At 45.6% G+C, this 15,011-nt stretch carries 8 protein-coding genes; 4 read left to right on the forward strand and 4 right to left on the reverse strand.

The features are described from left to right. Positions 1–415 precede the first annotated feature (415 nt). Both MJO57_RS26395 and MJO57_RS26400 read right to left on the reverse strand, forming a co-directional pair. Positions 416–3,487 carry a hypothetical protein gene (locus MJO57_RS26395; RefSeq protein ID WP_252020024.1) on the reverse strand — a complete coding sequence of 1,024 codons (3,072 nt, stop codon included), beginning with the start codon at positions 3,485–3,487 and terminating at the stop codon, positions 416–418. Positions 3,488–3,713: 226 nt separating this feature from the next. Next, entirely contained in the window at positions 3,714–6,716 is a 3,003-nt protein-coding gene (locus MJO57_RS26400) for a hypothetical protein (protein ID WP_252020026.1), read from the reverse strand. A gap of 523 nt (positions 6,717–7,239) precedes the next feature. Between MJO57_RS26400 and MJO57_RS26405 the strand changes: the two genes are divergently transcribed. After that, a complete protein-coding gene (locus MJO57_RS26405) occupies positions 7,240–8,508 on the forward strand; it encodes a hypothetical protein (protein WP_252020027.1) in 1,269 nt (422 codons plus the stop codon). Positions 8,509–8,712: 204 nt separating this feature from the next. Here MJO57_RS26405 and MJO57_RS26410 read toward each other — a convergent pair whose 3' ends face one another. Next, positions 8,713–11,370, reverse strand: a complete 2,658-nt coding sequence (locus MJO57_RS26410) for a hypothetical protein (protein ID WP_252020029.1) — start codon at positions 11,368–11,370, stop codon at positions 8,713–8,715. A gap of 550 nt (positions 11,371–11,920) precedes the next feature. On the opposite strand from MJO57_RS26410, the gene MJO57_RS26415 reads away from it, so the two are divergent. Beyond that, a complete protein-coding gene (locus MJO57_RS26415) occupies positions 11,921–12,463 on the forward strand; it encodes a hypothetical protein (protein WP_252020031.1) in 543 nt (180 codons plus the stop codon). Between the two features lie 102 nt (positions 12,464–12,565). Here the strand turns inward: MJO57_RS26415 and MJO57_RS26420 are convergent, their stop codons facing one another. Beyond that, positions 12,566–12,712 carry a hypothetical protein gene (locus tag MJO57_RS26420; RefSeq protein ID WP_252020033.1) on the reverse strand — a complete coding sequence of 49 codons (147 nt, stop codon included), beginning with the start codon at positions 12,710–12,712 and terminating at the stop codon, positions 12,566–12,568. Here MJO57_RS26420 and MJO57_RS26425 point away from each other — a divergent pair. Then, positions 12,711–14,225 carry an IS66 family transposase gene (locus MJO57_RS26425; RefSeq protein WP_252017330.1) on the forward strand — a complete coding sequence of 505 codons (1,515 nt, stop codon included), beginning with the start codon at positions 12,711–12,713 and terminating at the stop codon, positions 14,223–14,225. The two genes, MJO57_RS26420 and MJO57_RS26425, sit on opposite strands and share 2 nt — an antisense overlap. Next, entirely contained in the window at positions 14,215–14,526 is a 312-nt protein-coding gene (locus tag MJO57_RS26430; protein ID WP_252019089.1) for a transposase, read from the forward strand. Before MJO57_RS26425 ends, MJO57_RS26430 begins: the two co-directional genes overlap by 11 nt. Positions 14,527–15,011: the final 485 nt, after the last annotated feature.

A 15,011-nucleotide genomic window follows, 5' to 3' on the forward strand; every position in this document is an offset into this window, starting at 1 on the left:
ACATGGTTTCAATGAGTTTGACGGGTTGACGTGCCTCCGCGCTCCGTTCGTCCTGAGCCTGTCGAAGGGCGGAAACTCCGGACTCTGATAGATTGTGCCAAGCACCCTTCGTCCGTGCATCCTGAGCCAAGCCGAAGGGCGCTCAGGGTGAACGGAGATTGTACACGTCAAACTCATTGAAACCATGTACTAGGCCTTAGGAGCTATCCTGAAATAATATCCACATTTCTGAATATCAAAACTACGTTCGTCCTGAGCCTGTCGAAGGGCGTGAACTCCGGCCTCATGTATTGTGCCAATCACCCTTCGACAAGCTCAGGATGAACGGAAATCGAGTTCAAAATGTGGAAATTATTTCGGGACAATTCCTTAACAGCGGTCATTGATCCAGACTCAGCAAAACCGGTCGGTCCAATTAGCCAAGGCGGTAGCGAGGCTTCTCGGACTGTATGCTGAAACTTGGCACCAACATTGTCTCGTGCCGTGGATTACCCTCTTGATCATGCCCCCTGAGGCGTTTCACTGTCGTTACTGTACAGCCTCTATCGTCTTTCAGTATCCTTTTTGCAGGCTCTGACCCCAACGTTTTCTGAGTCAATGTGCCCAGATTCATGGGTATTCCCCGGGATTTCAGCCGTTGCACTTCTACTGCTATCGCCTGTCGTGTTTCTTCACTCAGCACATCCATATCACCATATTCACACTGCATTTTTTCCAAACGGGTCATACAGGCCGGAAGCTTGATCTGTTGAAGGTCATACCAGCTATTATGGATGCCCCGGGTGACACCCCGCTGGCTATCGGTCCCACAGGTTTTGTGATCCGGGTCGGAGCAGGTGTGAATGCCGGCGAGACGGGCAATTTTTCGACGAGCGTTGTCGTTGATGAAATCCTCCATTTTCCCCACTGGCATCGGGGTGCGCTCAAATTGTGCAGTGAGCTCTCTGGTTTCAGGTGTTAACTGGTAGGAGTGAGCATAGGGGTTAGCCCGCAGGTCATGGCTCAGGTGGCCGGTAACCCCCGCCAGGTCGGCGGCTCCGTGCATGGCGGCTTCAAGATTGCGCTGGAACAGGGATTTTCTTGCCGGGTCGGCGGTGAACTTGCTCAATTCCGGCGGGAGGTCCAGCAGGCTCGCGTTAAATTCCGACAGGTCGGCGTCAGGGGCAGTGAGTCCCGGGAAATTTTCCCCGACACCCGTGCAGCGGATAATGTCCATGCGGTCGGCAAAACGCAATACGCGCAGGTAACCACGAACCGTTGCCGACAAGGAGTCATCATCCCAGCCATGAACATCGTTTTCCTTGCTTTCAAGGGCCAGGGCAATATCGTCCAGTAAAGTCTGTGGGTATTGTCCGGCCAGATCCCGTTTGAAGTACTCCGCTGACCTCGTTTCTTCACGATCTTTGCCAACATCTTCTGCTGCCGCATCATGGTATATAACCGCCAGCGCCAGGAGGGTTTTCTCATCGCTGGTGCAATGCAATGACCCGAATTTTTCCAGCAACTCCATATACCAGAGTGCGTTATTCCTGGCCCGCAACACATGACTGCAGGCGTGCAGAGGCTTCCATACCGTCGGCAATGAATTAAGGTCAAGGCTGCTGATTACCCGCTCCGGGCCGGGGCGACGGTAATAATGCTGTAATATCTTCAGAATGGTTTCTTCGTTGTCCTGCGCATTGGCAATCACCGGTGGTTGACTGAATGCGTCCACCACAAATTGTAGCTCTGATGTCTCGTTCGCAACTTCTGGCGATGGGGAAGGTACTTGCTCATTCTGCAAATCCAGGGATGCTCTCAGCTCCGCTATCGCCTGTTTTGCCTCCTCAACCTGTGCTGGCCAGGATTGATAAAAAGGGTCTTGCTCCCGTTGGCGATATATTTTTTGAACCCATTCGATGTAATCATCTATCGAAGATTTACCCAAAGCTTTTTGTAGTACATGGTTTGGTTTATGACTTATAAATTCCCTGACTTCTTCTAATAGCGTCTGATTGGGGGCAGCCCCATAATAAAACAAAGTCAGGAAATGATGCTTGAAAAAAACAAAATTTTTCTCCTCACTAAACGGTCCTTCCATCAGTGTGAGTTCTAAAAATCTACCCAGCTGCTCATTATGCGATTTTTGACAAATCCGATCAATTTCCACCTTAACGGCGGGAAAATCAATAGAGTGAGGCAGAAACTCGCAAAAATCGTACCTTTCCGAAGGTGCCAAAACAGCTACTAAATAATTACACAGATAAGGCGGAGTACAATATATATATAAAGCTTGTTTGTTGATTTTAGTTGTACCTCCATTGATCAAGTGATGAAAAACTAATTCGTCCATCCCTTTTGAATCCAATACAACGTCAACTGATCTATTCTGGACAAATAATCGTTCACTTTCAGATTCAAATCTTTCTTGATGTATTCTTATAAATAATTCAATAAGTGTTGTAGGTTGACCTTTAAAGTAAATAGGCTCGTTAAATAACGATTTATTATCTTTTATTAGCTGTAGGTTTTCATCGTTGTAGCAGGCTGGATTTGATATTATCCCTGCAAGCTTGTTCAAAGCAATAGCTCTGAGAAATACTTTTAATTCTACTTTATTCAACGAATCTGATTTTAAACTCATTGGAAGTATATTAAGTATCCCTCTGAATATTTGCGGATCCATGCCATGGGATAGAGCAAGATTATCCAGACAGGCCTCATTTTGCCTGAGTTGATTCCCCACAAGCTCCTCTTCAAAATAGACCTCCAGAGAACCGCTGGACTGGCAATACACTGCCAAAGGCAATGAACCGATCCCCAGAGCATCTTCCAACCTGTGTTTTTCTTGAAGAATATCGGAAATATTTCTGGTAGCCTCTTCCTTTGTGATGCAATAGCATTTGATCTGTGCTTTGTCATAACCCGTGGTGAGAAGTTCAGGATAGGGTATCAGTCCTGTTTTACCATACGGCGTTAATTTAGGGGGGGAAAATGTTCCATCGGGTTGTAAATGCCCTGAGGTAAAACCGGGATAAACATCCCATCGACGTTCCGCCAGCTCCCCCATTTTTTTCTTTAATTCAGAGTCATCTGAAAGGCATTTCACACAGAGTTCATGAACTGCTTTTTCGGAATCGACCAATTCTCTGGTTACCGCATTTTTCTTATAAACAGCAAGCATCTCCGGGTTGGTAATGCCTACCTTGGATTCAGTGCCTGATGGTCTCGTTTGAATAGGTACACCGGGCCAGACCCAGCAGACTGGTCGTGGTACTTTGTTTACCTGATTCAGATAGCCTAGTTCTTTCTCTGAACAAATGGCTCGAATACCCAACTTTCCCTGCCTTGCCGCCAGTAGTATTTCCTTACGCTGATCCTCCCTGAGTTGATCTCTGGGAATCAAGGGCACTGAGCCCTCAGAGCATTGGGCGGAACGATCCTGATTATTCGATTGACTTGGCAAAGGGTTCATCATGGCGGGGGTGTTTTGAGTAATAGGGTCCATATACCTGATCCTTTGGTGATGTTAATGTTTTCCTGATAGCCTTCCTATCAATGATTGTCCGCGCCATTTCGATAACGCTTTAACTGGTTATAAAACTACTCCATATTTGGACTTTTGTTTGGCTTAAAAGTTTCCGTTCTATCAATTTTATTTTCAGTAAGTAATTCCTTAACAGCGGTCATTGATCCAGACTCAGCAAAACCGGTCGGTCCGATTAGCCAGGGCGTTAGCGAGGCTTCTCGGGCTGTACACTGAAACTTGGCACCAACATTGTCTCAAGCCGTGGATTACCCTCTTGATCATGCCCCCTGAGGCGTTTCACTGTCGTTACTGTACAGCCTCTATCGTCTTCCAGTATCCTTTTGGCACGCTCTGACCCCAGCGTTTTCTGAGTCAATGTGCCTAGATTCATGGGTATTCCCCGGGATTTCAGCCGTTGCACTTCTACTGCTATCGCCTGTCCTGTTTCTTCACTCAGCACATCCATATCACCATATTCACACTGCATTTTTTCCAAACGGGTCATACAGGCCGGAAGCTTGATCTGTTGAAGGTCATACCAGCTATTATGGATGCCCCGGGTGAGACCCCGCTGGCTATCGGTCCCACAGGTTTTGTGATCCGGGTCGGAGCAGGTGTGAATACCAGCGAGACGGGCAATTTTTCGACGAGCGTTGTCGTTGATGAAATCCTCCATTTTCCCCACTGGCATCGGGGTGCGCTCGAATTGTGCAGTGAGTTCTCTGGTTTCAGGTGTTAACTGGTAGGAGTGAGCATAGGGGTTAGCCCGCAGGTCATGGCTCAGGTGGCCGGTGACCCCTGCCAGGTCGGCGGCTCCGTGCATGGCGGCTTCAAGATTGCGCTGGAACAGGGATTTTCTTTCCGGATCGGCGGTGAACTTGCTCAATTCCGGCGGGAGGTCCAGCAGGCTCGCGTTAAATTCCGACAGGTCGGCGTCAGGGGCAGTGAGTCCCGGGAAATTTTCCCCGACACCCGTGCAGCGAATAATGTCCATGCGATCGGCAAAACGCAATACGCGCAGGTAACCACGAACCGTTGCCGACAGGGAGTCATCATCCTTGCCATGAACATCGTTTTCCTTGCTTTCAAGGGCCAGGGCAATATCGTCCAGTAAAGTCTGTGGGTATTGTCCGGCCAGATCCCGTTTGAAGTACTCCGCTGACCTCGTTTCTTCACGATTTTTGCCAACATCTTCGGCTGCCGCATCATGGTATATAACCGCCAGCGCCAGGAGGGTTTTCTCATCGCTGGTGCAATGCAATGACCCGAATTTTTCCAGCAACTCCATATACCAGAGTGCGTTATTCCTGGCCCGCAACACATGACTGCAGGCGTGCAGAGGCTTCCATACCGACGGCAATGAATTAAGGCCAAGGCTGCTGATTACCCGCTCCGGGCCGGGGCGACGGTAATAATGCTGTAATATCTTCAGAATGGTTTCTTCGTTGTCCTGCGCATTGGCAATCACCGGTGGTTGACTGAATGCGTCCACCACAAACTGTAGCTCTGATGTTTCGTTCGCAACTTCTGGCGATGGGGAAGGTACTTGCTCAGTCTGCAAATCCAGGGATGCGCTCAGCTCCGCTATCGCCTGTTTTGCCTCCTCAACCTGTGCTGGCCAGGATTGATAAAAAGGGTCTTGCTCCCGTTGCCGGTATATTTTTTGAACCCATTCGAAGTAGTCATCCAGGGAATTATTGCCCAAAGATTCTTGAATTTTCTGGCTTGATCCAAAACGTAGACGGCACCTTATATCTTCAAATAACGCCTCATTTGGGACAGCGCCATAATAAAACAAAGTCAACAAATGATTCTTGAAAAAAGTAATGTCTTTTTCAAAACTAAACGGTCCACACAGTACTTGTTTTAAAAGACGACCCAGCGCATTATGAGATTTTTGACAAATCCGATCAATTTCCACCTTAATGGCGGGAAAATTAACAGGTTGACTCATAAGATCCCAAAATCCGCAAGTCTCCGAAGTGGTCAATACTGTTACCAGATAATTACACAGATAAGGGGGAGTGTTCGATATTTGTAAAGATTTGCTCTCGATTTTAGTTGCTCCTCCCTTGATCAAGTGATGAAACAATAATTCATCTTTCGATTTTGAATCCAATGCAACATCAGCCGATCTACTCTGGCTTCGGGTGAGGAAATTTTCATATACAAATTTTTTTTGTTGTTTTCTAATAAAAAAATCCATAAGGGTTACATGCTCACCCTCGATGTAAAAATACTCGTTAAATGGAAATTTGTTGTCAATTATCTTCTGGAGCACTTCAGGGTTGTAACAGGCCGGTTTTTTTAGCATTCTTACCAGCTTGTTCAACATACTGATTTTGGCAGATGATGTTAATGTTTCTACTTTTTTTAACGACTCTAACTTTAACGTCATTGGGAGTATATTAAGCACCTCTTTGAATAACCCCGGCTCTATGCTATAAAATTCAGCAAATTTATCCAGAAAGGCATCATTGTTATGTGCCAGTTGATTACCCTTCAATTCCTCATCAAAATCCTCATCAAAATCCTCATCAAAATCCTCATCAAAATAGATCTCAAGAGAGCCACTGGACTGGCAATACACTGCCAATGGCAATGAACCGATCCCCAAAGTATTTTCCAACCTCTGTTTTTCTTGAAGGATATCGGAAATATCTCTGGTGGCTTCTTGCTTTGTGATGCAATAGCACTTGATCTGTGCTTTGTCGTAACCCGTGGTGAGCAGTTCAGGATAAGGTATCAGTCCCGTATCACGTCTTTTACCGTATGGCTTTAATTTAGGGGGGGAAAATGTTCCATCGGGTTGTAAATGCCCCGAGGTAAAACCGGGATAAACATCCCATCGACGTTCCGCCAGCTCCCTCATTTTTTTCTCTATTTCAGCGTAATCTGACAGGCATTTCACACCAAGTTCATGAACTGCTTTCCTGGAATCAATCAGTTGACAGGTTGCCGCATTCTTCTTATAAACAGCAAGCATCTCCGGGTTGGTAATGCCTACCTTAAGATAAGTATCTAAACATCTCGTTTGAATAGGTAAACCGTACTGGAGCAGGCAGGCTGGTCGTGGTGCTTTGTTTACCTGATTCAGATAGGCTTGTTCTTCCCTTAAATTAATGACTCGAATACACAACTTTCCCTGCCTTGCTGCCAGTAGTATTTCCTTGCGCTGATGCTCCCTGAGTTGATCTCTGGGAATCAAGAGCGCTGAGCCCTCATTTTTATCCGGGGTATTCGATTGATCTGGCAAAGGGTGAATCATGGCGGGGGGGTTATTTTGAATGATAGAGTACATATACCTGATCCTTTGGTGATGTTAATGCTTTCCTGATAGCCTTCCTATCAATGATTGTCTGCACTATTCCGGTAGCGCTTTGACTGGTTATAAAACGTTGCTTTACTGATTGGATCTTTGTTTGGCTAAAAAGTTTCATTTCTATCACTTTTTAATTTCAGAAAGTAATACCACTCCCGGGGGAGAGTAATTCCTGATGATCTCTGATCAATACCCGACTCAATAAGTAGCTGGCCATATGGAAGCGAATATTTCTGGCTGTCAGAAATATATGATTTCATTATGGTTAGCTACTTATTTGCGGCTATGATCAACGGTTTAACCTGGCGGACTGTGCTGACTGTCCCGAATGTTAGCAGCAATGCATGCATTGAAACTTGCTGTAAGATTTACTGTCTAACAAAAAGTAAAGAAAAATGGGATAAATAATTTGGAAAGTTACTCATACGCTGACGCTGTGCGATCTGCACTTAAACAACCCTATTGCTTGCATGACAGGTCAGAAAAGAAACCGGTATTCTTAAATTTTAGTGTTTCAAATATAGAAAAACAGATTAATGACAAATTTCCTCTTCCGGAATTAAAAAAAATACACGATGACTCAGGATCTTTCTGGTTTAGTAATGAATTTCCTACCCCTGAGACACTTGACTTTAAAAACACAATCAACAATTTATCTAAACTGTCTACCAACCTAAGATCAAGGGGGGTATCCATTATTACCGGAGAGGGATGTTTACTGTCTTGTTTACCAGAGTTATCTCAAGTTTGTCGTATGGTTTTTCAGGTTGACCATGACCCAAGGCTTTTGCATCTATCACAACAACTAATTGTCAGCCTGCCCACAGTTAGTATACGTGAGGAAACGATTTGGTTAGACCAGGCAATTAAAAAAATTGGACATGAAGTAATTGAGTTTTATCCCGCAAGAGGGGAAGAAATACATACCCAATACTCTGACAACAGGAATGGTATGGGGCGATATCACTGTTTTTCTTCTGAACAACGATTGAAAGAAACCCAAAAAGCCTGCTCTTTATGCAAGATAATCCCTGTTCATGCAGACTTTTTTGCCAAAAAAGATATGCTTGAGTTAGCAAAAATCATTAATAAAAACAATATTGAAGTGGTTTTTATTAATCTTTCCAATGTTATGGAGTATTTTCAAGCATTTTATACTGAAAACCCATTTTGCGGAATCGTTACCGGGTTTGATCCGAGCTATCACGTTAGAAACCTGCCGTTGAGTAAATCGACGCTATGTGCTTTCAGTTCGTTAAGGGTTACGCCTTTATTCACCAGTGTTTGCTGTAAAAAAAACTATCAAAAAGAGTTGTATTCATTAGCCCGAAAGAACTCTGATGCTGTTATAGCTCAATTAGCTGAAAGGTTTTCGTCATCAAGCTCAACATTACTACCTGCTGATGCTTGTCTTGTATTAGCTAAAACCGCTTATCCTTATAGCCTTACTCAAGCATCCTTGCGTCTTACTCTGTCTCATTTAACGTATTCAGAAGCAGTAGAATTACAGAAACAAAGATCAACGATTGAAGCAGCATTAAAAGCTAATCGATGCATCAAAGGAAATGTTATCATCGAATTCCTGACCATTATTGATACTGCAATAACCGGGCAATTGACAGCTGAACCGAATATCAACCGTCTTTCAGCACCCATACCAGAAATCAATATTCGATAAAAATCACGACCAACACAACAGATCAAAGCGCTTAGAAGCAGTCCTGAAATAATTTTCACATTTCTGAATATCAAAACAACGTTCGTCCTGAGCCTGTCGAAGGTCGTGAACTCCGGCCTCATGTATTGTGCCAATCACCCTTCGACAAGCTCAGGATGAACGGGGATCGAGTGCAAAATGTGGCAATTATTTCGGGACAATTCCTTAAAAGTTATCGTCAGAAATTTCTATAGGCTTTCGTGCTGCCTGCCAGTATTGCTCACCATAATCAATCCAAAGGATTTCATTCGCAGGTATGGGCTTTATCGCAATAATAAACACCACCCATTGTCCTTGCTGATTCCTATGCCTTAGAAATGATACATTTTGCTCCGGGGGATTTTTTTCCTTACTGGCGTAAGTGCTGTAAGCATTGATCAACGATGTTATATTTCCTTCCCTGTACGCTGAGATGAAAACATCATTGGCAGGCGTGAAGCTATAGCGGTCAATATTTGCCAAGGTAGCGCCCATGACACGCGCCCCCTGTTGGTATGTATTATTATGGTATTGCTTACCTGCATAATGCCCCAGCAGCTCCCATTGCGAAATATCCCGCCTGGCGATGACCTCTTCCTGACCTTTTAATTCACTAAAAATCGATCCATCGTGTTTTTGAGCGGACATTCGCTCTTTTAAATACTGCTCTCTTTGCTCGCCATCCAGAGCCTGATACTTTGCTATAGACTCATTAATGCTTTTTCTGATTGATCTATCGTTTGGTATGTCGATCTGACTGAAGAACGTTGTTTGTCTTTGCCTGTGTTCATCGACTTCCATTTTGACGGACTTTTCTGCCATCCATAACGGAGCCTGGTCGTTGATACGATGAGGTAATGCAATTAACCCGGTTATCCCTTCTTTTATAAAAATCACCTCATCATCCCGTTTTTTTTCGGATCTCTGCTTCAGGAAGGCATCCACTTCCGCCTTTTCCGGTAAGCCCCTGCTATTAAACATGGAGGAAATATGGGTGACCAGCGCCCGGTCGAACGGCTGGTCCTTAACAGCCTTATCAATGCCCTGCCATCCCTGTTTCAGGCAGCCCTGCTTCAGGAAGGCTTCCAGTTTCGCCTTTCCCGGTAAGCCTTTGCGATGGCATATGGAGGAGATATTGGTAACCAGTGCCCGGTCGAGCGGCTGGTCCTTAACGGCTTCATCAATGCCCTGCCATCCCTTTTTCAGGCAGCCCAACTTCAGGAAGGCTTCCACTTTCGCCTGTTCCGGCAAGCCTCTGCCAGAGCACATGGAGGAAATGTGGGTGACCATCGACCGATCGAGGGGGCTATCCTTAACGGCCTCATCAATGCCCTGCCATCCCCGTTTCAGGCAGCTCAGCTTCAGGAAGGCTTCCACGTCCGCCTTTTCCGGTAAGCCTTTGCCAGAACACATGGAAGAAATATGGGTGACCAGTGTCCGGTCGATCGGCATGTCCCTAACGGCCTCATCAATACCCTGCCACCCCTGTTTCAGGCAGCCCAGCTTCAGGAAAGCTTCCACTTTCGCCTGTTCCGGTAAGCCTTTGCCATTACACATGGAGGAAATATGAGTGATCAGCGCCCGGTCGGGGGGCTTGTCCTTGACGGCCTCATCAATGCCCTGCCATCCCTCTTTCAGGCAATCCAGCTTCAGAAAAGCTTCCACTTTCGCCTTTTCCGGTAAGCCTTTGCCATTACACATGGAGGAAATGTTAGTGACCAGAGCCCGGTCGAGGGGCTTGTCCTTAACGGCCTCATCATTGCCCTGCCATCCCATTTTCAGGCAGCCCAGTTTCAGGAAGGCTTCCACTTTCGCCTTTTCCGGTAAGCCTCTGCTATTACACATGGAGGAAATGTTAGTGATCAGAGCCCGGTCGAGGGGCTTGTCCTTAACGGCCTCATCATTGCCCAGCCATCCCATTTTCAGACAGTCCAGCTGCAGAAAGGCTTCCACTTTCGACTTTTCCGGTATGCCTTTGCCAGAAGACATGGAAGAAATGTTGGTAACCAGTGGCCGGTCGAGCGGCTTGTCCTTAACCGCCTCACCCATGCCCGGCCATCCCTCTTTCAGGCAATCCAGCTTCAGGAAGGCTTCCACTTTCGACTTTTCCGGCAAGCCTCTGCTATTACACATCGAGGAAATGTTGGAGACCAGTCCCGGGTCGAGGGGCTTATCCATGACTACCTCGTCATCACCCCGCCATTGCATTTTCAGGCAGCCCAGCGTCAGTAAGTCGTCCACTTTCGCCTTTTCCGGTAAGCCTTTGCCATTACACATGGAGGCAATCTGCTTTAAAAACGGAATGGCAGCAATTGCTGCCAAATCCCCATCGTCCATGCCCGCAAGCTGGGTTACACTGCTCTTACTCTTCAGCATGCTGGTTAAACTGGCAGTGTTGTTAACGGTTTTGCTCACTGCCGAAAAAAATACATTGGCTTTTTGAAAATACCTGGAACAATCCTGATGTTCGGTAACAATATTGAATCGCTTCAGTTTTGCAAAGAGAGTAGGCAGGGGAGGGACGCTTCTATCCATGGATAACTGAATACCTCTCTGTTCAAGTGTTTGCAGGAGAGTGCAGGCCTTGGAAAGTACCGTTTTGACGCCCGGGTGACTCAGGCATGACGTTATTTGATGTTGCTGAGTGGCGGTAAACCTGGCAATGATTTCGCTGTGGTCCGGCTCCTGATCAACACTTGACGATTCAGGTGGCTCTGTCAGGGGTTCTGTCAGGTGTTCAACAGAAAAAAAGGAAGAGGGATCATCACCCGGGCCAATCACCATTGCCTGTGGATGGGTATTCACCACAGAAGGTCGTGAGGCGCTGACTTCATGCCCCATCATGGGTAAAGCTGAATCCCGCCCAGTCGATGCTGACGTGCCATTCACTCGGGTATTCACACGTTGCCAACAACGGCGTTTTTTTGGAGACCGTTTCGATTCACACGACTGCTCTGTAAAATCCTCTTGAATTTGCCTGTTTTTCCTGTCAACGGTTTGAACCCTGTGCCCGGAGAAATAGCGCTTTCTGTTGTTGCTGTCCGGTAATGGCTCAGTACCAACGGTCGTTGGGGAAGTGATAATAGCAGGGTGGTTTGATACGGGAGTCGACATAGGAGGTATGACAATACTTATTTCATCAGCCAGTTCATGTCTTCATGGTATGTTAATCGACCGGATAAACCCGCTATAGTTCAATTACAAAGCTGAAAAGTAAACTCCAGAAAAGTGTCGAACTGCGCCTGCGGCACACTCATTGCTGAACATTGCTGAACATTGCTGAATTTGGCGTTAGGCTTGCCATCACTCATCACTATCTAAATGATTCGATATTGAACTTATTGTATAACTTTTTGTCTCAATATAACGAAACTGAAAGTATTTTGGGTAATATATGAACTGTAATCAATCTCTTGGATACCCGGGAAACACCTTGGGTTTTATACCCGATCATGCCAAACAACAAACAAGAATCGGTGTTAAAAGACCGTTTATTCCAGAGCGTGCAGACATAGTAGTAGTTGAAGATAATATTAAGCGGCCTCATTTCCACACGGCTTTTGCAAAACAAACATTGACTGGCAAACAGATTGCTTCTTTGGGGCCATGTGATCCAAGACTCAATCAAGATACATCCAATAATTTTGCCAGAGGATTTAGTGAAAACTATAAAAATAAACCCGATACCGATAGTGAATGGATTAATCAATGTAAAACGCTGAAGTTGGAAAAAAGCAGACTTAAACATCAGTTGGATGTTCTCTCTGCAAAATATGATCTTATGAAGAAGGAATTAAAAGATCGAAAATATGAATTATTAGAAGCACAAAATAAGGTTTCCCGTCTTACCAAAGAAAACTCAGATGTTAAATCAGAGCTTGCTAAACAATCTTATCAGTTAGATTTGGTTAAGAATATTGTAAATGGAAAAACCTAAATTGCCTTCATACAGTCGGTGTCTCTAACAGTAATGAAAACCCTGTTTAAGCAGCATCCATATTTACTGTGGCTACAGCGGTGACCACCATTCTGACCTGAATCAGGTTGTGTTGCAGCTAATGACCAAAAATGAGGCAGGTGTCCCTGTGTTTACGGGTAACTGTTCAGCACCCCCACATAAATCTGGAATTTTCTGATTTTTATACCATCCTCTTAAGCACCATTTTTCCACAATATTCGCCAGCATGATTCCAGAACTACCCGCAACTATGTCGGCTGAGATTCTCTTGAAAGAGAATGCAGAGCTGCGGATGAGAGTTGCCTGTCTGGAAGAGCGATGTCGAGAATTGGAAGAAAAGGTTGGCAAGAACAGTCAAAACAGCAGCAAGCCGCCATCGTCTGATGGTTATCAAAAACCTTGTAAAAACAGTAATTCTCCAGATCATTCTGACGACCTTTCCGCAGATAAAGGTACCGATCCATCGGATGAAAAACCCAATCCTAAAAGTCTGAGACAGTCTTCTGGTAATAAAGCCGGTGGAAAGAAAGGGCATCAGGGCACTTGTCTTAAACAGGTCGATATCCCTGACTATATTGAGTACCTTCCAGTTAAAGAATGCAATAAATGTCAGGCGTCTCTTCTTGATAGTGAGCCGGTCAAATATATTGAACGACAGGTGTTTGAACCAGGGAGACCGGGTGAATTTGAAGTAACGGCCCATAGAGCTGAAGTAAAAATCTGCACTTGTGGTTGTCGGAATCAGGCTGAATTCCCGGAAGGTGTTACCGCTGCCGCACAATATGGCTCAGCCACACAGGCTATGGCCGTCTATCTTAACCAATACCATTTCCTGCCTTTTAAGCGCGTGTCAGAGTATTTTAATACTCTCTATAAAATGAGTGTAAGTGCAGGCACTGTCGCCAATTTTGTGGCCAGAACCTATGAAAATCTGGCTTCTACTGAAGAGGTTATTCGTGACGCCTTGCGGGAATCGTCTGTTGCCGGAGCCGATGAAACGGGTATGCGGGCCGAGGGCTCTTTGCACTGGCTACACGTTATGCGGGATGAACAATGGACGCTCTACTACTTGTCTGAAAAGCGAGGTCGTGAGGCCATGGACACGATGGGCATACTGCTAACATTTGCAGGCGTTCTGGTTCATGATCATTGGAAATCCTATTTTGCATATGCGGCAACTCACGTACTTTGCAATGCCCATCACCTGAGGGAGCTTTTGGGTGTTGTTGATAGGGACAGCAATCAACTGGCGTTGCGATTGATGAAGCTACTGAGGCTTTCCTGGCATTACTGCAAGGGCTTTAAGACCATAGGTATGCTACAGATGCCAAGTGTTGTCTGTGAACGAATCGAGAAGATTTATGACCGGTTGCTTCAGCGGGCTCTAATGAAAGAAGTCGTCTATATGGAGAAGCAACGAGAGGAGCTTAAGCGCAAGAAAGTCAAGAATACTAAAGCTTACAATCTCTTCAAACGACTCACTGAGTTCAAGGCTGAGACACTGCGCTTCATGTCAGATTTTACCATTCCCTTCGATAACAATGGCAGTGAGCGGGATGTTCGAATGGCCAAGTTAAAGCAGAAAATCTCAGGCTGCTTCAGGAGTGCAGACGGTGGTTCTATGTTTGCACGGATTCGCAGCTATTTGTCGTCTGCCAGAAAACAGGGAATGGACATATATCAATCACTTCATAGAGCTGTTCGGAATTACTGTAATATGCCTTTGCTCAGTGCTGAATAGTTACAAGAATACTAAAGCTTACAATCTCTTCAAACGACTCACTGAGTTCAAGGCTGAGACACTGCGCTTCATGTCAGATTTTACCATTCCCTTCGATAACAATGGCAGTGAGCGGGATGTTCGAATGGCCAAGTTAAAGCAGAAAATCTCAGGCTGCTTCAGGAGTGCAGACGGTGGTTCTATGTTTGCACGGATTCGCAGCTATTTGTCGTCTGCCAGAAAACAGGGAATGGACATATATCAATCACTTCATAGAGCTGTTCGGAATTACTGTAATATGCCTTTGCTCAGTGCTGAATAGTTACGTTTACGGCAACTGAAAAGATTGTCTGCAGCGTAGCTTGAGTTAAGTAATCCTGAATAAACCGGCCATGACAATTTTTATTATCGCCAGTGCTTTTGCAGCCCTCAGAAAGGACGGAACCGTGGCCACCAGGGGGAATCAAAATAATGGTGGAAACAGCGGTTGTGCTCAGAATGACTTAACACCAGGCTGGTACTGGAAAGAGCTGTCAAACTCTCTGACTCAATAACCATCATTCTATTTGTGAAAACCGGGTAACCGGTGAGGTTGCCCTTACAGCCATCTTACACCATCTGGCAAGAGAAGGATCTCAGCCAACAGCACCGCCTCCCATCAACGAATTCAGATCCAGCATCAGTGTCAGAATCGCCATCACGATAATCAGCACCGCACCGGCCATCAAAACAATCAGCGGTCCTGATTATCGGCGACCCTGGCCAGCATGGTGGTCAGCTCGCCGGACTATTCACTGCTGGCAATAA

It is taken from the genome of Endozoicomonas sp. SCSIO W0465, from assembly GCF_023716865.1.
Classification (GTDB): Bacteria; Pseudomonadota; Gammaproteobacteria; order Pseudomonadales; family Endozoicomonadaceae; genus Endozoicomonas.